Annotated in this window: 15 protein-coding genes; 13 read left to right on the plus strand and 2 right to left on the minus strand. The window is 71.8% G+C overall.

All coding sequences use genetic code 11. The features are described from left to right. From ACIQF6_RS29840 to ACIQF6_RS29895, 12 genes are all read left to right on the plus strand, one after another. A partial coding sequence (locus ACIQF6_RS29840; RefSeq protein ID WP_400900501.1) for an RHS repeat-associated core domain-containing protein occupies window positions 1–3,667 on the plus strand: 3,667 nt, incomplete at its 5' end. 126 nt (window positions 3,668–3,793) lie between these two features. Continuing rightward, window positions 3,794–4,549, plus strand: a complete 756-nt coding sequence (locus ACIQF6_RS29845; protein WP_400900503.1) for a barstar family protein — start codon at window positions 3,794–3,796, stop codon at window positions 4,547–4,549. A 44-nt stretch (window positions 4,550–4,593) separates the two neighbouring features. Next, window positions 4,594–5,481, plus strand: a complete 888-nt coding sequence (locus ACIQF6_RS29850) for an LLM class flavin-dependent oxidoreductase (protein WP_400900505.1) — start codon at window positions 4,594–4,596, stop codon at window positions 5,479–5,481. A gap of 120 nt (window positions 5,482–5,601) precedes the next feature. Next, window positions 5,602–6,918 (plus strand): hypothetical protein, encoded by a 1,317-nt coding sequence (locus tag ACIQF6_RS29855; RefSeq protein WP_400900507.1) that lies wholly within the window; start codon window positions 5,602–5,604, stop codon window positions 6,916–6,918. Window positions 6,919–7,119: 201 nt separating this feature from the next. After that, window positions 7,120–8,064, plus strand: coding sequence for a hypothetical protein (locus ACIQF6_RS29860; RefSeq protein WP_400900509.1), 945 nt, complete (start codon window positions 7,120–7,122; stop codon window positions 8,062–8,064). 34 nt (window positions 8,065–8,098) lie between these two features. Beyond that, window positions 8,099–9,079: a hypothetical protein gene (locus ACIQF6_RS29865; RefSeq protein WP_400900511.1), complete on the plus strand. Its 981-nt coding sequence runs from the start codon at window positions 8,099–8,101 to the stop codon at window positions 9,077–9,079. Next, window positions 9,076–9,990, plus strand: a complete 915-nt coding sequence (locus ACIQF6_RS29870) for a hypothetical protein (RefSeq protein WP_400900513.1) — start codon at window positions 9,076–9,078, stop codon at window positions 9,988–9,990. Before ACIQF6_RS29865 ends, ACIQF6_RS29870 begins: the two co-directional genes overlap by 4 nt. Next, entirely contained in the window at window positions 9,987–10,991 is a 1,005-nt protein-coding gene (locus tag ACIQF6_RS29875) for a hypothetical protein (protein WP_400900515.1), read from the plus strand. Before ACIQF6_RS29870 ends, ACIQF6_RS29875 begins: the two co-directional genes overlap by 4 nt. Window positions 10,992–11,152: 161 nt before the next feature. Continuing rightward, on the plus strand, window positions 11,153–12,157 hold the full coding sequence (locus tag ACIQF6_RS29880) for an ABC transporter ATP-binding protein (RefSeq protein WP_400900517.1): 1,005 nt from the start codon (window positions 11,153–11,155) through the stop codon (window positions 12,155–12,157). Beyond that, on the plus strand, window positions 12,154–13,050 hold the full coding sequence (locus tag ACIQF6_RS29885; RefSeq protein WP_400900519.1) for an ABC transporter permease: 897 nt from the start codon (window positions 12,154–12,156) through the stop codon (window positions 13,048–13,050). Before ACIQF6_RS29880 ends, ACIQF6_RS29885 begins: the two co-directional genes overlap by 4 nt. 9 nt (window positions 13,051–13,059) lie before the next feature. After that, window positions 13,060–13,977, plus strand: a complete 918-nt coding sequence (locus tag ACIQF6_RS29890; protein WP_400900521.1) for an ABC transporter ATP-binding protein — start codon at window positions 13,060–13,062, stop codon at window positions 13,975–13,977. Window positions 13,978–13,987: 10 nt separating this feature from the next. Next, complete coding sequence (locus ACIQF6_RS29895; protein WP_400900523.1) at window positions 13,988–14,704, plus strand: ABC transporter permease; 717 nt, start codon at window positions 13,988–13,990, stop codon at window positions 14,702–14,704. 78 nt (window positions 14,705–14,782) lie between these two features. Here ACIQF6_RS29895 and ACIQF6_RS29900 read toward each other — a convergent pair whose 3' ends face one another. Both ACIQF6_RS29900 and ACIQF6_RS29905 read right to left on the minus strand, forming a co-directional pair. Next, a complete protein-coding gene (locus ACIQF6_RS29900) occupies window positions 14,783–16,027 on the minus strand; it encodes a CynX/NimT family MFS transporter (protein WP_400900525.1) in 1,245 nt (414 codons plus the stop codon). Window positions 16,028–16,087: 60 nt separating this feature from the next. Continuing rightward, the gene (locus ACIQF6_RS29905) at window positions 16,088–16,807 is read right to left on the minus strand and encodes a FadR/GntR family transcriptional regulator (protein ID WP_400900527.1); all 720 of its coding nucleotides are present in this window, start codon (window positions 16,805–16,807) and stop codon (window positions 16,088–16,090) included. Between the two features lie 345 nt (window positions 16,808–17,152). Between ACIQF6_RS29905 and ACIQF6_RS29910 the strand changes: the two genes are divergently transcribed. Next, window positions 17,153–18,949 carry an LCP family protein gene (locus ACIQF6_RS29910; RefSeq protein WP_400900529.1) on the plus strand — a complete coding sequence of 599 codons (1,797 nt, stop codon included), beginning with the start codon at window positions 17,153–17,155 and terminating at the stop codon, window positions 18,947–18,949. Window positions 18,950–18,995 lie beyond the last annotated feature (46 nt).

The following is an 18,995-nucleotide window of genomic DNA, read 5'->3' on the forward strand; positions in this document are numbered from 1 at the left end:
CGACAACCTGAAGAAGGTCGCCAGGAACACCCGGGAGATCGAGGCCAAGCACGCCAAGGACCTGGAGAAGATCTTCAAGGGCGACGGCAAGGGCGGTCTCCATCATCCGCGTTCGGGCGGTGGAGGGCGGGGAAAGGGCGGCGGCTCGCATCCGAAGGGCCGGGGCCGCGACCAGGTGAAGAGCCCCCGGACCGAGGGCCGCGACCACGGCTCCCGCACCTGCCCGGGCGAGCCGGTCGACATCGCCACGGGGCGGATGTTCATCGACCAGACCGACGCCTCCCTGCCCGGCTCCCTCCCACTGGACTTCACCCGCAGCTTCGAGTCGGGCCTGCTGACGGGCCGTTGGATGGGCCCGAAGTGGATCTGCACCTTCGACGAACGCCTGGAGATCGACGAACAGGGCGTCGTCCACATTCGCGCCGACCGCATCACCCAGGCCTACCCCCACCCCGAACCCGGCGACCCGGTCCACGCCTCCGCCGGCTCACGCCACGAACTCGACCTGATCGACGGCAAGTTCACCGTCACCGACCCCGCCACCGGCCTGGTGCGCACCTTCACCCCCACCCCCGACGGCGACGAGGCCCTGCTCACCGAGGTCCGCGACCGCCACGGCCGCCACTACACCCTCGCCTACGACGAGGACGGCATCCCCCTCTCGATCACCCACTCCGCCGGCTACCGACTCCTCGTCACCGTCGACAACGACCGCATCACCGCCCTGCGCCTGGCGGGCGCCACCGACACCGGCGGCGACGCCCTCCTGACCCGCTACGGCTACACCGACGGCCACCTCACCGCCGTCTACAACTCCAGCGGCAAGCCGATGCGGTTCACCAACGACGCCGCCGGCCGCCTCACCTCCTGGACCGACCGCAACGACTCCCAGTACCGCTACACCTACGACGCCCACGACCGCGTGGTCGACGAAGGCGGCACCACCGGCGCCCTGCGCTTCACCTTCACCTACGGCGACCCCGACCCGACCACCGGCCTCAAGACCCACACCGAGACCAACGCCCTCGGCCACACCACCAGCTACCTGATCAACGACCACGCCCAGGTCACCGCCGTCACCGACCCCCTCGGCCACACCACCCACTACGAACGCGACGACTACGACCGCCTCCTCGCCGAGACCGACCCCCTCGGCCGCACCACCCGCTACGCGTACGACGGCGCCGGCGACCTGATCGCCCTGGTCCGTCCCGACGGCCGGCAAGGAACCGCCGAGTACCTCGACGGCCTCAGCCTCCCCACCCGCATCACCGAACCCGGCGGCGCCACCTGGCGCTACACCTACGACGAGGTCGGCCTCTGCCGCTCCGTCACAGATCCCCTCGGCGCCGTCACCCGCTACAGCTACGACGAACTCGGCCACTCCACCTCGGCGACGGACGCGCTCGGTAACACCGCGTCGGTGCGCTGCAACCCGGCCGGCCTCCCGACCGAGATCTCCGACGCGACCGGCGTGAGCACGTCCTACCAGCACGACGCCTTCGGCCGCATCGTGGCCGTCACCGACCCTCTCGGCGCGGTGACCAGGCTGACCTGGACGGTCGAGGGCCTCCTCGCCACCCGTACCGCCCCGGGCGCGGGAACCGAGTCGTGGACGTACGACGGTGAGGAGAACCTGCTGACGCACACCGACGCGGTCGGGAACACCAGCACGTGCGAGTACACCCACTTCGAGACCCTTTCCGCCCGCACCGCCCCCGACGGCTCCCGCATCACCTTCACCCACGACGCCAACATGCAGCTGGTGGGCGTCACCAACGAACTCGGCCAGGAGTGGACGTACACCCACGACGCTGCCGGACGCCTCGTCGGGGAGAGCGACTTCCACGGACGCAGGCTCCAGTACGAGCTTGATGCCACCGGGCAGATCACGTCGATGACCAACCCCCTGGGCGAGGTCACCCGCTACGTGCACGATGCTCTCGGCCGGCCGGTGACGAAGGACGCTGCCGGACGAGTGACCACCTACGACTACGACACCGCCGGTCACCTGGTCCGGGCGTCCAACGAGGATGCCGACGTGGTCAGGACCTTCGACGACCGGGGGAACCTGCTGAGCGAGAGCGTCAACGGCCGCACCGTCAGCTGTCGACACGACCTCCTGGGCCGCCGCACCACTCGCACCACGCCGACGGGTCACACCTCCACGTGGAGCTACGACCAAGCCGGACGCCCTGCGGCCCTGACCACCACCGGCGGGAGCCTGCACTTCAGCTACGACCAGGCAGGACGTGAACGTCTGCGGACGTTCGGAGACCAGCTCGCCCTGGCCAACTCGTGGGACGCCTCGCACCGTCTGGTCGAACAGACCCTCCGGACCGCAAGGCCGGGTCGGCAGCAGGTACTTCAGCGCCGCGCGTACTCCTACCGCACGGACGGCAGCCTCGTCGGCGTCGACGACCTGCTGACCGGACACCGCGCCTTCGAGCTCGACGCGGTTGGACGGGTCACCGCTGTCCAGGCCGCCACCTGGTCGGAGAGCTACGCCTACGATCCGGCCGGCAACCTGGCCGCCGCCGACTGGCCGGCCACCGGTGGCGCCAGGGCCGCGGTCGGCACCCGTACCTTCTCCGGCGGCGCGATCACCACCGCCGGGCGCGTCCGCTACGAGTACGACGCCGCCGGCCGGACCACCCTGCGCCAGGTCACCCGGCTCTCCAGGAAACCCGACACCTGGCACTACACCTGGGACGCCGAGGACCGGCTCACCGCCGTCACGACCCCCGACGGCACCCGGTGGCACTACCTCTACGACCCCTTCGGGCGTCGCTTCGCCAAGCACCGTCTCGCGACGGACGGAGTCACCGTCGAGGAGCGCACCGAGTTCACCTGGGACGGCGACACGCTCGCGGAACAGACCACCCACGCCGACTACCTGCCGGGCCCCCACACCCTCAGCTGGGACCATCAGGGCCTCCAGCCGCTCACCCAGAGCGAGACCATCACCGACCGGAACCAGGTCAACCGGCGGTTCTTCGCCATCGTCACCGACCTCGTGGGTGCTCCGACGGAGCTGATCGACACCGCCACCGACGCCATCGCCTGGCACACCGCCCCCAGCCTCTGGGGCAACACCACCTGGCCCAGCGACAGCACCACCTACACCCCGCTGCGCTTCCCCGGCCAGTACTTCGACCCCGAGACCCGCCTCCACTACAACCTCAACCGCTACTACGACCCCGAGACCGCCCGCTACACCAGCCCCGACCCGCTCGGCCTCTCGCCCGCCCCCAATCCCGAGGCCTACGTCCACAACCCGCACACCTGGGCGGACCCGCTCGGCCTGTCCCCGCACCCCAAGAAGAAGCCGAAGCCCACGGGCCCCGGCCGCCTGTCGGACCCGTGGCCCCAGGGACTTCCGAAATCCCACGTCCACGCGTACGAGCAGATCCGGGCCGGCCGGGGTGTACCGCAGAACCACCCGGGGACGAACAACCAGAAGATCTTCGGGGGAAACAAGCCCCACGAGAAGTTCTGGGCCGGGTCCAAGGAGTGGCGAGTGCCCGGCCAGAAGGACGGCGACACCTGGCGGATCCTGGAGAAGACGCTCCCCGACGGCCGAAAGGTCATGGGGTGGACCACGGACCACTACACCACCATCCATCCCTTCTCCGCCCCGCACTTCCCCGACGCCGGGTGGAGCTAGTGTTGCCCGCACCCGCACCCGCACCCGCACCCGCACCCGCACCCGCACCCGCACCCGCACCCGCACCCGCACCCGCACCCGCACCCGCACGGATGCCCGGCTTGGCACAGGAGGAAGGACACCGAGGTGGCTGCCGACTCGCCCGCGTCCCCGCTCTACCGGCTGGTCGAGGACGAGCTGGACCGTGAGGTCCTCTCCTCCCAGGACCTCGACGGCTTCTTCGTCGCCGAGCCGTCGGCGGAACCCGAGTCTGTGACGTTCATCGGGACTGCCGTCCCGTCGGACACCCGGCCGCGACAGATCGAGGACGTGGAACTGCGGGTGGTCGACGCCTCGGGCAAGCCACTGGCGTACTACTACATCGGCAGGGCCGCGCTGGAGCTCGCCCGGCCCAGTGAGACCGTCGCCGGGTCCACGGATGTGCGGGTCTCGTTCTTCGGCCACACCCTTCCGTACCCCGGGGCGCGTCGGATCTGGCCCCGCTGGGCCTCCGGCGAACCCATCGAACGGGGCGAGTGGCGGACCTGTCCGCCCGACGAGTACGACAGCTGGCTGCACGTGGTCCAGCATGCGTGGTTCGCCTCCGGACACCAGGCCATCAGGTACGGCGACGAACCGGAGCCCGTCGTCGACGGCGCCGAGATGGTCAACATCGCCGGTTTCTACTGCGCCCTCGGAGAGGCCGTGAACGGGCCGGGGGGCTACTTCGGATCCAATCCCAGCGCCCTCGAGGACTGCCTCACCAACCGGATGCCGGACCAGCCCCCGCTCAGGCTGATCTGGCGGAACTTCCGCGACTCCGAACAGAGCATCGACCGGGACGAACTCGGATACGTCCTGTCCGTCCTGCGGAGAACCGGCGTCCACGTCACCTTCCGTTGACCGAGAAAGGGATGCGGCCCGCCCCGCGACGTAGGGTCGGCAGTATGCGACTGAGCACGGTGATCCTCCCCATCCACCGGTGGAGCGAGGGACAGAAGGTGTGGCAGCGGGCCGAGGACCTCGGGTTCCACGCGGCCTACACGTACGACCACCTGAGCTGGCGGAGCTTCCGGGAGGAGCCCTGGTTCGGCGCGGTGCCGACGCTGACGGCGGCGGCCTGTGCGACCGAGCGGATCCGGCTCGGGACGCTGGTGACGTCGCCGAACTTCCGGCACCCGGTGACGCTGGCGAAGGAACTGATCACGCTGGACGACGTGTCGGGCGGCCGGGTGACGGTCGGCATCGGGGCCGGCGGGACGGGCTTCGACGCGACGGCGCTCGGGCAGCAGGCCTGGTCGCCGAAGGAGCGGGCCGACCGGTTCGGTGAATTCCTGCCGCTGCTCGACGAGTTGCTGCGGGAGGACACCACCACGCGGGACGGCGCGCACTACTCGGCGGTGGAGGCGCGGAACATCCCCGGCTGCGTGCAGACGCCCCGGGTGCCGTTCTACGTCGCGGCGACCGGGCCGCGCGGACTGCGCCTGGCGGCGGAGTACGGGCAGGGCTGGGTGACGTACGGCGACCCGAAGGGGCCCGCCGAGGTGCCGGTGGCGCAGGCGCCCGCGGTGATTGCCCGGCAGCTCGCGAAGCTGACCGCGGCCTGCGAGCAACAGGGCCGGGACGTCGGGGAGTTGGAGAAGGTGCTGTTGCAGGGCTCGACCGCCGAGCGGCCGTTGCAGTCCGTGGACGCGTTCGTCGACTGGGCGGGAACGTACCGGGAACTGGGTATCACCGAACTGGTGGTGCACTGGCCGGTGCCGGACTCGATCTTCGCGAACGACCTCGACGTCTTCGAACGGATCGCCACCGAGGGCCTGCGACAGCTGAACTGACGACGCGTCGGATTTGGCGGCGAGGCAGGTCAGGGGCCGCCGCAGGCGGGGGCGACCGGGAGTCCTAGGCTCGTCGCAACCCGGCGCGCGCCGGGGCGAGAGCCTCTGGAGGGGGTACGGATGAGCGGGGAGAACGGCGGCCCCGGGCAGCAGCCCGGCGGGCAGTGGGGGTACGGACAGACCCCGGGCCAGGGCTACTGGCCGGGGTACGCGCAGCCCGGGCAGGGCGCTCCCGGCGGCGGGTGGGGGCACAGCCCCTGGGGGGCCGCGCCGGTCGCCCCGAAGCCGGGCGTCGTCCCGCTGCGCCCGCTGGCGTTCGGCGAGATGTTCGGCGCCGTGTTCGACACCATCCGCCGCTACCCCAAGGCGCTCTACCTGCCGCTGCTCGCGGTGGCGGGCATCGGCGCGGTGCCGGTGGTGCTGGTGACGCTGCTCTGCACGGGCAACCTGTATGACGCGATGTCCCGTCTGCCGGACGACGGCGACCCGGCCACCGGTCAGCAGGTGTGGGATCTGCTGAGCCCGATCCTGCTGATGGGCCTGGTGTTCGGACTGGTGGTGCTCGCCGTGTACGTGGTCGCCGGCCCGCTGTCCGCCGTGGTGCTGCGGGCGGCGACCCTCGGGCGCCCGATGACGGTCGGTCAGGCGTGGAAGGAGACCCGGCCCCGGCTGTGGCCGGTCCTGCTGTCCGAGGGCATGGTGACCCTGACGGGGGGCCTGGCGTACGTGCTGGCGCTGGGCGTTCCGATCGTCCTCGCGGTGCAGTCCGACAGCGTGGCGCCGCTGCCGTTCCTGTTCATCCTGCTCCCGACCGTCGGGGTCGCCGTCCTGTTCGTCACCGTCCGGCTGTCGCTCCAGGTGCCGGTGCTGATGCTGGAGGAGACCGCGCCGGTCGCGGCGATCCGTCGGGCCTGGCGGCTCAACGAGGGCAACTGGTGGCGCAGCGCGCTGCTGAGCGTCGTGGTGGCGCTGGTCGGCCGGTTCGCGGCGAACATCCTGATCATTCCGTTCTGGATGATCTGTATGGGCATGATGCCGACCGTGGTGCTCGACGACACCGACACGCAGCTGTCGGCCGGGGTGCCCGGCGCCGGTGCCATCACCACCCTGGTGCTGGCCGGCGCGCTGTTCGGGATGCTGCTCGTCCTGGTGACGGCGCCGCTCTCGCCGCTCGCCAACGGCGTGAACTACATCGACCGCCGGATCCGCAACGAGCGCCTCGACGTCGCCCTGGCCGAGGCCGCCGGCATCCGGCTGAGCGACCCGGCGGCCCCGCCCGCGTACCCCGGGCACCCTGCTCCGCCCGCTCCGGCGGCGCCGCCCGCGTACCCCGGGCACCCCGCCCCGCCCGCTCCGGCGGCCCCGCCCGCTCCGCCCGCCGACGCCCCTTCGGGGCCGCCTGCTCCGCCCACGAAGGATGGCTCGGGCGCGAGCTGATCCGGGCGGGGTTGCGGTTCGATCACGGCACGTCCGATTGGCCAGGAATTGCCGTGAATCGACCTCCCAATCGTGTTGTTGACGACTGCACAGGTCTTTCATAATTCGTGCACCGCACGGAGACACCGGAGTTCGAGCCGACCGGGGGGACGGCTCCAGCCGGGTCGTGCGGTCGTCCATGCGCACTTTGGGGGGAGACCCTTGTCCGTTTCCGAACCGACCCCTGGTCAGGAGCCGGCCGCCGAGCCCGCCGACCAGTCGGCGGTCACCGAACCCGCTCCGTCCGCCCCGGCCCCGGCTCCGGCCGGTGCCGGGCAGGCCGCCGTCGAGCAGCCGGCCCCGGCCGGGTCCGAGCAGGAAGACGCCTCGCAGCCTGCGGTCGAGAAGCCGGCCGCCGGCCGCGGGCTGCCCCGGGCGGCCGGCGTGGCGCTGTCGGTGGCCGCGCTGCTCGCGGTGACCGCGACCAGCGCGGCCGTCACCGTCGCGGTCGGCAAGCCCGACCAGTCCAAGCGGGTGGCCGCCGCCCCGGCGCCCACTGCCGGCGCTTCGGCCAGTACGAGCGCCTCGCCCAGCCCGTCGGCCACGCCCACCCCGACCTCGACCCCGTCGCCGATCGCGGCGCCGCGCCCGGTCAGCACGCTGCAGGGCAGCGTCTCCGGCGGCAAGCACAGCGGCGACCTGCGCTACTTCCTGCTGCCGGTGCCGGACGACGCCGACCCGTACGGCTCGCCGGACGGCGCGATGATGAGCACGGACGACCTCCAGGCGCAGTACAGCGACAGCGTCGACATCAAGGAGGTGCTGGACTCCTGGGGCTTCAAGGACGCCGCCGGCCGCACCTACCGACTCCGGGACGGCAAGACCGAGGTGCGCTCGGAACTCAAGCGCTTCGGCCGCACCGACCGCGCACAGGGCTTCGCCGACCACTCGGGCTACGGCGACAACTCCTTCGACATCGACGGGGTGGCCAACGCCAAGGGCTACATCTTCAAGCCCAAGCAGCAGGCGTACACCGGTGCGCTGATCGGTATCGGCGTGGTCGGCGACGTGGTCTACGAGATCACCGTCGAGGTCCAGGGCGACCCCGACAAGGCGCTGCTTTTCGACGCCATGAAGCGCGAGCGCGACCGCCTCACCAACGGCTGACGTCCGTCCCGAACTCTTCTCCCAGGAGCACCAGTTGAGCACCGAGTCCACGGGCGCCGCGGAGCCCGGGGCGGCCCCCGCCGTGCCGTCCGAACCCCCGGCGGCCGTCCCGCCCGCACCGGCCGGGCCCCCCGCAGTCACCGAGGCCCCCTCGACGGGCGGGGCGGCCGATGTCGCTGACGCCCCGTCAGACATCCCGGCTACCGAGCCGACCGAGCCGACCGAGCCGGACGGGCCGGCCGGGCTGGTCGCCGAGGCGTCGGACGTCGAGGGCTTCATTCGGATCGAGACGCTCGCGGCCGGCGAGGAACCCGCGCGCCCGAAGCGGAAGCTGGGGGTGGGCGCGATGTTCCTGATCGCCGTGCTGGCCGGCCCGGTGATCGGTGCGGTCGTCGGCTACGGCATCCAGGCCGCCCGTCCGGCGACGCCGCTGCCCGAGCTCGTCGCGCCGAAGCTCAGCTACTCGGCCGAGCGGATCGACGCCAAGGCGCTGGCCGCGGCCGGTCCGCAGCCGCTGAACATCGACGGCGACCTGCGCGATCTGCTGATCAAGCGTCCGGACGGCGCCAAGGAAATGCTCGAAGGGGAGGGCGACGGCTGGATGTCGGTCGCGGACCAGGCGGAGACCTACGGCGACAGCGCCCAGGCGTTCGGCGACCTGCTGCGTTCGGGCTTCCGTCGGCAGGCGGTGGTCGCCTGGTACGCCGACGACAACACCCAGTACTGGGTGAACCTGCACCAGTTCACGTCGGAGTCCGCGGACCAGACCATCCTCGCCATGAGCCCGTACTCGTCCGGGAAGGAGACGTCGAAGATCCCGGGCAACGACGACAGCCTGGTTCTGATCTCCAAGGAGCCCACGACGTACGCCCGCTCGACCGAGCAGTACTACTGGGGCGAGGCCCTGGCCCGCAAGGGCACCGTGCTGATGTCCGTCTCCGTCCAGTCCAAGAACCCGGTGGACCGGGCCCAGTTGGAGGACATCGCCAAGCGACAGTGGGAGCGTCTCGCGTGACCGACATCGAATCCCCCGAGCCGGCCGCCCCCGCGCAGCCGCCCGCCGACGCCCGGGCCGCCGACGCCACGACCGTCGAACCGGCCGCAGCCGCACCGGAGTTCGCCGCACCGGCCGCCGTCCACGATGCCGCGCCGGTCTTCGCCGCGCCGTTTGCCGACGCGCCGTCCGCCCCGGCCGCGAAGCCGCGCCGCACCGTGCAGAAGGCCGTCGCCGCGGTCGTCGCGGCGGCGCTGGTCGGTGTCGGCATCGGCGAGGTGATCATCAAGGTCCACTACAAGGACTCCCCGGCGCCCGTGGCCGCGGTGCCCGCCCCCTCGGCGAGCGCGAGCGAGCCGTGGGGCGCGAAGTCCAACGGCAACCACTTCGGCAGCATGCGCGACCTGCTGCTGCCGGTGCCGTCCGGGTGGCGGCTGGGCCCGGACTACAAGTCGATCGGCAACGACAACGAGATCCGCGACGAGGACCTGGCCACGGCGCTCCAGGAGATCGTCGCCGACATCCCGGAGAAGTACCGCAAGGACGCCGAGGGCGTGCTGTCCTCGCTGCACCTCCAGGCGATCGGCGCGCGCAGCCTGGTCGCCTCGGACAACCGCAGCATGGTGACGCTGGTGCTGAGCCAGTTCAACCAGCAGGCCGTGGCCGCGGAGAACAACTCGTACGGCAAGTGGTACACCGACAACGAGCTGTACCGGCTGGGTCCGGGTGTCCCCGGGCATCCGGAGGCGCACTGCGCGCTGCCGACGCTGAAGGCCGGCGACCAGCTCGACTACTTCCAGTGCTACGCCGGCGTGGGCGACCTGCTGGTGCAGATGGAGGTCGCCGAGGTCGCGCCGCTAGACCAGGGCACGGTCGTCGACCTGTTCCGTCAGCAACTCGAACGACTGGCCACCCCGGGAGCCACCGCATGAGCACCGACATCACCCCGAACGGGCCGGACGAGCCCACCGGATCCGCCGCGCCCGCCGGGTCGGCCGACCCTTGGGCCGCCCCCGGCGCATCGGCGGGCGACGCCGCGCCGGGCGACCCGTCGGCCGACCCGTGGTCCGTCCCCGGCGAGGCCGACGACGCCGCGTCGGTCGAGGAGCGCAAGCGCGACCACAAGCGGTTCTGGCAGATCGGCACGGCCGTCATGGTGACGCTGCTGCTCGGCTCGGCCACCGCTGTCGCGGTGACCCTGCCGGACCGCACCGACGTGCCCGGCCTGGCCACGCCGAACGACGGCCGGTACGCATTCCCCGAGTTGACGCTTCCGCCGCTGCCGGCGGGTGCCTCGGCCCCGTCGGACTACAAGATCAAGACGCACGCCGCGGACCTGCGGGGGCTGCTGCTGCCGATGCCCAAGGGCGCCGTCGGCACCGGTCCGTCCGCCGCCCCGAGCGCGAGCCCGAGTGCGTCCGCGAGCGCGAGCGCGTCCCCGGACGCGTCCGGGGCGGCGTCCCCGAGCGCGACGGCGAGCCTGCCGCCGGTGGTGGGCCGCTGGGTCCCGTGCGACCAGGACATGATGCTGGCCAAGGACGACAAGTACGCGCGCTACCTGGTCATCGACGCCTGCCGGGGAGCGGCCGCCGAGAGCTGGACCGCCAAGGACGGGACCCACGCCGAACTGCGGCTGATCCGGTTCGGCTCGCAGGACGAGGCGAGCCACTTCTGCTCGAACGTCAACCTGATGCCCGCGACCAAGGACATCGAGGCCACCCGCGTGGACATCTCGGCCAAGGCGTACACCGTGCGCAGCGGCCAGGTGAACGCCCGGATCTCGGACGCGAAGGCCGGCGACGTGCCCACCGGCCGGGTCGGCTGGATCCAGTACGGCGACGTGGTCGGGCTGATCCAGCTGACCAACCCGAACGGCGTCCCGGACCAGGCGTTCCGCCAGATGCTGATGCTGCAGAGCGCGATGCTGGACTGAACCGGGCCGCCGGACGGCCGGGATGACAGGCCGTCAACGCCGCAGCGAGGCCGGGCCCGCCCCCGGAACCCTTAGGGGGCGGGCCCGGTGCGTCATCCCATGGGCGGACGGAAGGTCAGCTTCTCAGCGCATTCCGCACCGACGTGACCGACGTTACGTTGATGACCGTGTCCACAGTCATCAAGACGGACGGCCTCACCAAGAGGTTCCCCCGGGTCACCGCCCTCGACCGGCTCACCGTGGAGGTGCAGCCCGGCGTGGTCGGACTGGTCGGAGCGAACGGCGCGGGCAAGTCCACCCTCATCAAGATCCTCCTCGGGCTGTCCCCCGCCACCGAAGGCACCGGCCAGGTGCTCGGCATGGACATCGCCACCCAGGGCGCGGAGATCCGCGAGCGGGTCGGCTACATGCCCGAACACGACTGCCTGCCGCCGGACGTGTCCGCCACCGAGTTCGTGGTGCACATGGCCCGGATGTCCGGCCTGCCCGCCGCCGCGGCCCGCGAGCGCACCGCCGACACGCTGCGCCACGTCGGCCTGTACGAGGAGCGCTACCGCCCGATGGGCGGCTACTCGACCGGCATGAAGCAACGCGTGAAGCTCGCTCAGGCCCTGGTCCACGACCCGCAGTTGGTGCTGCTGGACGAGCCGACCAACGGCCTCGACCCGGTCGGCCGGGACGAGATGCTCGGGCTGATCCGCCGCGTCCACACCGACTTCGGCATCTCGGTGCTGGTCACCACCCACCTGCTGGGCGAGCTGGAACGCACCTGCGACCACCTGGTGGTGATCGACGGCGGCAAGCTGCTGCGGTCCTCCTCCACCGCCTCGTTCACCGAGGCCACCCAGCTGCTCGCGGTCGAGGTCACCGACCACCCCACCGACCGCGCCTTCGACTCCGAGACGGTGCTGCGCGAGCGGCTGACCGCCGCCGGGCTGGCGGTGCGCCCCGACGGCGGCCGCATCCTGCTGGTGGAACTCGCCGGCGACGCGACCTACGACACCGTCCGCGACACCGTCGACGACCTCGGCCTCGGCCTGATCCGGCTGGAACAGCGCCGCCACCGGGTCGCCGAGATCTTCAGCACCGGCTCCGCGACAGCCGAACCGCACGACGCACACCACGAGCAGGCCGAGGCCGTGCCGGCAGGAGGCGAGCAGGCATGACCACCCCCGCCCAGACCCAGAGCGGCGTCATCCACGACATCGGCTACCGCCCGTACACCGGGCCCCGGTTGGGCCGCCGCTACGCCACCCGCTCGCTGTACGTGCAGAGCCTGCGCGGAGCCTTCGGCCTCGGCCGCTCCGGCAAGTCCAAGGTGCTGCCGTTCCTGCTGCTCGGCAGCCTGCTCGCGCCGACGCTGGCGATGATCGCCATCGTGGCCTTCGCCGGCCTGAAGCAGATGCCGATGGACTACACCGCGTACGTGTCGAAGTTCGGGGTGCTGGCGGAGATCTTCCTGGCCGCGCAGGCTCCCGTGCTGATGTCCCGCGACCTGCGCCACCACGTCGTCCCGCTGTACTTCTCCCGGCCGGCCAGCCGGACCGACTACGTGGTCGCCAAGTTCGGCGCCATGTTCAGTGCGCTGCTGATCCTCCTGACGCTGCCGCTGCTGGTGCTGTTCGTCGGCGCGCTGCTCAACAGCTTCCCGTTCGGCGACAACCTGGTCCACCTGCTGTACGGCCTGGTCACCGTCGTCCTGTTCGCGCTGGTGATCTCCGCGCTCGGCCTGCTGATCGCCGCCGCCACCCCGCGCCGCGGCTTCGGCGTGGCCGCCATCATGGGCACCCTGATGATCACCAGCGTGCTCTCGCAGATCGTCCGCGGCCTGACCGGCGGCTTCCAGCCCGTCCCCACGGAGTCCTCGCAGTGGGCCGACCTGCTCTCGCCCGGCCAGACCGTCGAGGCACTGGTCAACAAGCTCTTCGGCCTCGGCGGCGACGACTTCGGGAAGCTGCTCGCCCCCGGCACCGCCGGCGTGCTGGTGTTCGCCGCGGCGATCGTCCTCCTCACGGCCGGCAGCTACGCGCTGACGCTGCGCCGCTACCGGAACATCTGAGAGGCAGCCATGGCCGTCATCACCATCGACAAGGTCTCCCGCTGGTTCGGCAACGTGGTCGCCGTCAACGACGTCACCATGACCATCGGACCGGGCATCACCGGCCTCCTGGGCCCCAACGGCGCCGGAAAGTCCACCCTCATCCACATGATGAGCGGCTTCCTCGCCCCCTCCTCCGGCGCGGTCACCCTGGACGGCGCCCCGATCTGGCGCAACCAGCAGGTCTACCGGCAGATCGGCCTGGTCCCCGAGAAGGAGTCGATGTACGACTACCTGACGGGTTGGGAGTTCGTCCTCGCCAACGCCGAACTGCACGGCCTCGCCGACCCCGGTGCGGCCGCCGAGCGGGCGCTCGCGCTGGTCGAGATGGAGTACGCCCAGGAACGGCAGACCGGCACCTACTCCAAGGGCATGAAGCAGCGCGTCAAGATGGCCTCCGCCCTGGTCCACGACCCGGCGGTGCTGCTGCTGGACGAGCCGTTCAACGGCATGGACCCCCGCCAGCGCCTCCAACTCATGGAGCTGCTGCGCCGGTTCGGCGCCGACGGGCGCACCGTGCTGTTCTCCTCGCACATCCTCGAAGAGGTCGAGCAACTCGCCCGCCACATCGAGGTGGTGGTGGCCGGACGGCACGCGGCCTCCGGCGACTTCCGCGAGATCCGCCGCCTGATGACCGACCGCCCGCACCGCTACCTGGTGCGGTCCAGCGACGACCGGCGGCTCGCCTCCGCGCTGATCGCGGACGGCTCCACGGCGGGCATCGAACTCGACGCGAAGGAACAGGCGCTGCGCATCGAGGCGATCAACTTCCAGGGCTTCACCACCCTGCTGCCCAAGGTCGCCCGCGAGGCCGGCATCCGGCTGTACACCGTCTCCCCGGCCGACGAGTCGCTGGAAAGCGTCTTCTCGTACCTGGTCTCGTCCTGAAGGGCCCCCGATGAACACCACCGTCGCCAGGCTCACCGCGCGAGGCCTGTTCGGCCGCCGGCGCATCCTGATCCTGCTGGCCGTCCCGGTCCTGCTGCTGGTCATCTCGGTGATCGCCCGCAACAGCACCCTCGACAAGCTGGAACTCGCGCACAGCATCCTCGGCAACCTCGCCCTGGGCACCCTGGTCCCGATCACCGGCCTGATCGCCGGCACCGGCGTGATCGCCACCGAGATCGAGGACGGCTCGATCGTCTACCTGCTGGCCAAACCGCTGCCGCGCTGGAAGATCGTCACCACCAAACTGGCCGTCGCCATCGGCGCCACCTGGCTGCTGGCCGCCCTGCCGACCTACGTGGCCGGCCTGATCCTCTACGGCACCGCGGACAACCTGGCGCTCGGCTACGCGCTCGGCACCGTGGTCGCCGGCACCGCCTACAGCGCGCTGTTCCTGCTGCTCGGCGTGGTCACCCGGCACGCGGTGATCGCCGGTCTCGCCTACGCGCTGATCTGGGAGAGCCTGATCGGCAACTACGTCGAGGGCGCCCGCACCCTGTCCGTGCAGCAGTGGGGCCTGTCGCTGACCCGGGCGGTCGCCGCCGACGGCACCGTCACCGCCCCGGTCGGACTGGGCACCGCGGTCTGGCTGCTGATCGTCGTCGCCATCGGCGCCACCGCACTGGCCTCGGTCAAGCTGGCCGGCCTCACCCTCAACGGCGAGGAGTAGGCCCGGGGGCGGAGAGCGAAACGGCGGGGACGGCTGCGTGCCGTCCCCGCCGTTCGTCGTTCCCGGACGACGCGCCCGTCAGACCGTCCGGTCGCGGCCCGCGCCCCAGCCGGCCACCGCCGCCACCGCGGCCAGCACCAGCATCACGATCAGCGTCGCGTCCCAGCTGCCGGTCAGCTGCTTCAGCGTGCCGCCGCCGACCGGGCCGGCCGCCGCCACCAGGTAGCCCACCGCCTGGCTCATCCCGCCGAGCCGCGCCGCACCCAGCACACTGTCGGTGCGCAGCACGATGAACGCCAGGCCCAGACCCAGCGAGCCGCCCTGCGCCAGGCCCAGCACCGTCGCCGAGAACCAGGCGCCCGACACCGGGGCCAGCAGCAGCCAGGCGATGCCGGCCGCGTTCAGCCCGGCCATCGCCAGCGCCAGCCCGCGCTGCCGGGTCATCCGGCCCGCCGCCAGCGGCACCAGGAACGCGCCGACCACCTGCACCAGGTTGCTGAACGCGAACACCAGGCTGGCCTCGCCCTGCGGCATCCCGTGCGAGCGCAGGATGGTCGGCATCCACGCGACGAGGGTGTACACGAGCAGCGAGGAGATGCCCATGAACGCGCTGATCTGCCACGCCAGCGGGGACTTCCACGGGCTGACGGCGGGCCGCTGCGGCGCCGCCGCCGGGGCCACCCGGAGCGGAACGGTCGGCTCCTGCCGGGCCTTCAGCACCTGCGGCAGCCAGACCACCCCCGCCACCAGCGCCAGCACCGACCAGGCGCCCAGCGAGGCCTGCCAGCCGCCGCCGAGGGCCTGCTCCAGCGGCACCGACAGCGCCGCGGCGAGGGTCGCGCCGACCAGCATGGTGGTCGAGTAGACGCCGGTCATCATGGCCGCCCGGTGCGGGAACTCCCGCTTCACCAGACCCGGCATCGACACGTTCAGCACCGCGATCGCCACGCCGATCACCACGCAGCCCGCGTACAGCGTCCACACCGAGGGCAGCACCCGCAGCAGCACGCCCGCGCCCAGCGCCAGCACCGCGCCCAGCACCACCCGCTCGGTGCCGAACCGGCGGGTCAGCCGCGGCGTCAGCGGCGCGCCCACGCCCTGGAACAGCACCGGCACCGTGGTGATCAGACCGCTCGCCGCCGCGGACAGGCCGAAGGTGTGCTGGATCTCCTCCACCATCGGCGAGACCGCCGCCAGGCAGGCCCGCATGTTCAGCGCCACCAGCACGATTCCCGCCAACAGCAGGGCGGGGTGCGCGAACTTGGCGGTTCGAGTACCGACCTTCGGATCGAGGACGGGCTGCGCGGTACGGGTGGCCGACATGGCGGGGCTGACTCTCTGTGCGGGTGAACGAAGAAGGAGGACCGGGCAGACGACGGGGCGTTACTTGCGCGCGGCGATCTCGGCGAGCAGCTGCTCCACCGCCGCCGTCGGCTCCGCCAGCAGGGCCCGACAGGCCGCCTCGGCCCGCTCCGGGTCACCGCTCTCGATCGCGTCCACCAGCGCCGCGTGGGTGCCGATCGCCACCTCGGGCATCTCGTGGTCGCCGAACGCCGCGCGCATCGCCTCCCGCACCGAGGCCCCGAAGTACCGGTACACCTCGGCCAGCGCCGGATTGTGCGCCGCCTCCACCACTGCCGTGTGGAACTCCAGGTCGTGCTCGACGGTGGCCTCCCGGCCGGCCCGCTCCGGGTGCGCGGCCATCACTTCGGCCTCCCGGGCCAGCGCCGCCCGCATCCGGGCCAGGTCGTCCGGGGTGTGCCGCTCGGCGGCCAGCCGGGCCGCCTCGGTCTCCAGCGCGGCACGCACCTCCAGCACGTCCCGCACCCCCGACCGCTGCACCCCGCGCAGCACCGACGCCGGGTCGCTGGTCGAGCGGACGAACGTCCCCTCGCCCTGCCGGGAGACCAGCATCCCCGCGTGCACCAGCACCCGGATCGCCTCCCGCACGGTGTTGCGCCCCACCCGCAGCCGCTCGGCGAGCTCGTGCTCGGTCGGGATCCGCGACCCCACCGGCCACGCCCCGCCGGCCAGCTGCTCCCGCAGCTGTTCGATCGCCTCGTCCACCAGCGAACGCCGCCCGGCGGCCTGCAGTGCCTCCACGCCGGGCTCCCTTCACGTCCACGGTTCGATGTCGGTCATCCTACAACCTCTTGTCCGGTCATCCTACAACTGCCCTGGCGTGCGGAAACGTAAGGAAGATCCGGGGTTCGTCACTGTGCGGAAGGGGCCGTGCGGAACCGGCGAGCACGCCGAAGTCGCCTGTCTCACACGGGAGAACGGGAACCGTCGGTCCGCACACGTCGTTCGAGAGCTCGGAGCGGTGCCCCGGGCCGTGACTCGGCAATGATCCCTTTATATGCTCCGCTCTCATGGCTTCATCCGTCCGCCCAGCAGACGGAGTGTGCTGAGGCGCCCCGGCGGCCGCCTCCGGTGAAGGGTGTTTGTATGGCAGGCCAGAGGGCGGGGGCGTCCGACGCGGGCGCCGGCTGGTGGGAGAACGAGCCGCCGCAGGGTGACGCCTACCAGCAGGACGCGCCCCACCGCGACGACACGCCGCCCCGCGGCGTCCCGCACCGGCGGGCCGGCAGCCACGACGACGCACCGGCGGCCGGCGGCCGGGCCGAGGCCCGCCGCGCACAGGGGCGGGGCGGGCGCCGAGGCGCTCCCGCCGCCGAGCCCGAGACCGAGTCGACGGGCGGTGGCGGTGGCCGGGCCGGGGCCCGCCGGGCGGCCGCGCAGGGACGCCGCAAGCCCCGCCGCACCAAGAAGATCATCATCTGGTCGCTGGTCGGCGCCAGCGTCGCCGTGGTCGGCACCGGCGGCTACTTCTACTGGCGACTGAACGCCAACATCTCCGCCTTCGACGGCGAGGGCATCAGCAAGGACCGCCCGGAGGCAGCGGCGGCCGACTCCCAGGGCCGCCGCCCGATGAACATCCTGCTGATCGGCTCCGACTCGCGGTCCGGCAGCAACAAGGACCTCGGCGGCGGCGACGAGGGCGGCGCCCGCTCCGACACCACGATCCTGCTGCACGTCTACGCCGACCACAAGCACGCCGTCGGCGTCTCGTTCCCCCGCGACGCACTGGTCAACATCCCCAAGTGCATGCTGCCGAACAAGAACTGGACCAAGCCGCAGAACAACGTCATGTTCAACAGCGCCTTCTCGGTCGGCGGCAGCGAGCAGGGCAACCCGGCCTGCACCCAGAACACCGTCGAAGCGCTGACCGGCCTGCGCGTCGACCACACCATGGTGGTCAACTTCGAGGGCTTCGCCGCGATGACCAAGGCGGTCGGCGGCGTCGAGGTCTGCCTGCCCAACGCGATCTACGAGAAGGACCTCAACCCCAACCTGCCCAAGAAGGGCAAGGAGATATATCCGAAGGGCGTGCAGACCGTCCAGGGCCAGGCCGCCCTCGACTACGTCCGACTGCGGCACGGCATCGGCGACAACTCCGACGTCGGCCGGATGCAGCGCCAGCAGGCGTTCCTCGCCTCGCTGATCAAGACGGTCAAGAGCAAGGGCATGAGCCCCACCAACCTGCTCCCGCTGGCCGACGCCGCCACCAAGTCGCTCACCGTCGACCCCGAGCTGGCCGGCGTCGACAAGCTGCTCGACCTCGGGATGTCGCTCAAGGACATCGACCTGCACGACATCAAGTTCCTCACCACTCCCTGGCACTACGAGAAGGAACGGATCGGCCTCAACCACCCCCAGGTCGACCAGCTGTGGGCCGCCCTCAAGGCCGACCGCACCCTCGACGGCGAGGACGCCAGCGGCGGCGGCGAGCAGAGCCCCGCGCCGAGCGAGCCGGCCCCGTCCGCCAGCGCCCCGGCGGCCCCGGCGGCCAACGGCGCCGGCATCAAGGTCGGCGTCTACAACGGCACCATGACGGCCGGCCTCGGCACCAAGGCCGCGGCGACGCTGAAGGGCGCCAGCTTCACCGTCACCAGCACCAGCAACGCCACCAATCAGAACCACGCCACCACCGTGGTCCAGTACGGTGCCGGCCAGAAGGCCAACGCCGAGAAGGTCGCCGCGCTGTTCCCCGGTGCCACCGTCGAGGCCGGCTCCGCCGCGGGCATCGCGCTGGTGCTCGGCAAGGACTACGCCGCGGGCGCCGGCGCGGGCACCACGACCAGCGGCGGCGCCGCCGACCCGGGCCCGGTGTCGTCCAGCGTCGCCAACACCGCCCGCTCGGCGGACGACGACGTCTGCTCCAACGTCAGCTACGGCAGCTGACCGACCCGCAGCGCGCACACGAAAGCGCCACCGGCCCCGGGCCGGT

The sequence above is a fragment of the Kitasatospora sp. NPDC092948 genome, from assembly GCF_044754805.1.
GTDB lineage: Bacteria > Actinomycetota > Actinomycetes > Streptomycetales > Streptomycetaceae > Kitasatospora.

Bases quoted from the DNA above. Each gene is read 5' to 3' on its own strand.
- ACIQF6_RS29850 (WP_400900505.1), top strand. From the start codon at position 4,594: ATGCGACTGAGCACGGTGATCCTCCCCATCCACCGGTGGAGCGAGGGA.
- ACIQF6_RS29855 (WP_400900507.1), top strand. From the start codon at position 5,602: ATGAGCGGGGAGAACGGCGGCCCCGGGCAGCAGCCCGGCGGGCAGTGG.
- ACIQF6_RS29875 (WP_400900515.1), top strand. From the start codon at position 9,987: ATGAGCACCGACATCACCCCGAACGGGCCGGACGAGCCCACCGGATCC.
- ACIQF6_RS29880 (WP_400900517.1), top strand. From the start codon at position 11,153: ATGACCGTGTCCACAGTCATCAAGACGGACGGCCTCACCAAGAGGTTC.
- ACIQF6_RS29885 (WP_400900519.1), top strand. From the start codon at position 12,154: ATGACCACCCCCGCCCAGACCCAGAGCGGCGTCATCCACGACATCGGC.
- ACIQF6_RS29890 (WP_400900521.1), top strand. From the start codon at position 13,060: ATGGCCGTCATCACCATCGACAAGGTCTCCCGCTGGTTCGGCAACGTG.
- ACIQF6_RS29895 (WP_400900523.1), top strand. From the start codon at position 13,988: ATGAACACCACCGTCGCCAGGCTCACCGCGCGAGGCCTGTTCGGCCGC.
- ACIQF6_RS29900 (WP_400900525.1), bottom strand. From the start codon at position 16,027: ATGTCGGCCACCCGTACCGCGCAGCCCGTCCTCGATCCGAAGGTCGGT.
- ACIQF6_RS29910 (WP_400900529.1), top strand. From the start codon at position 17,153: ATGGCAGGCCAGAGGGCGGGGGCGTCCGACGCGGGCGCCGGCTGGTGG.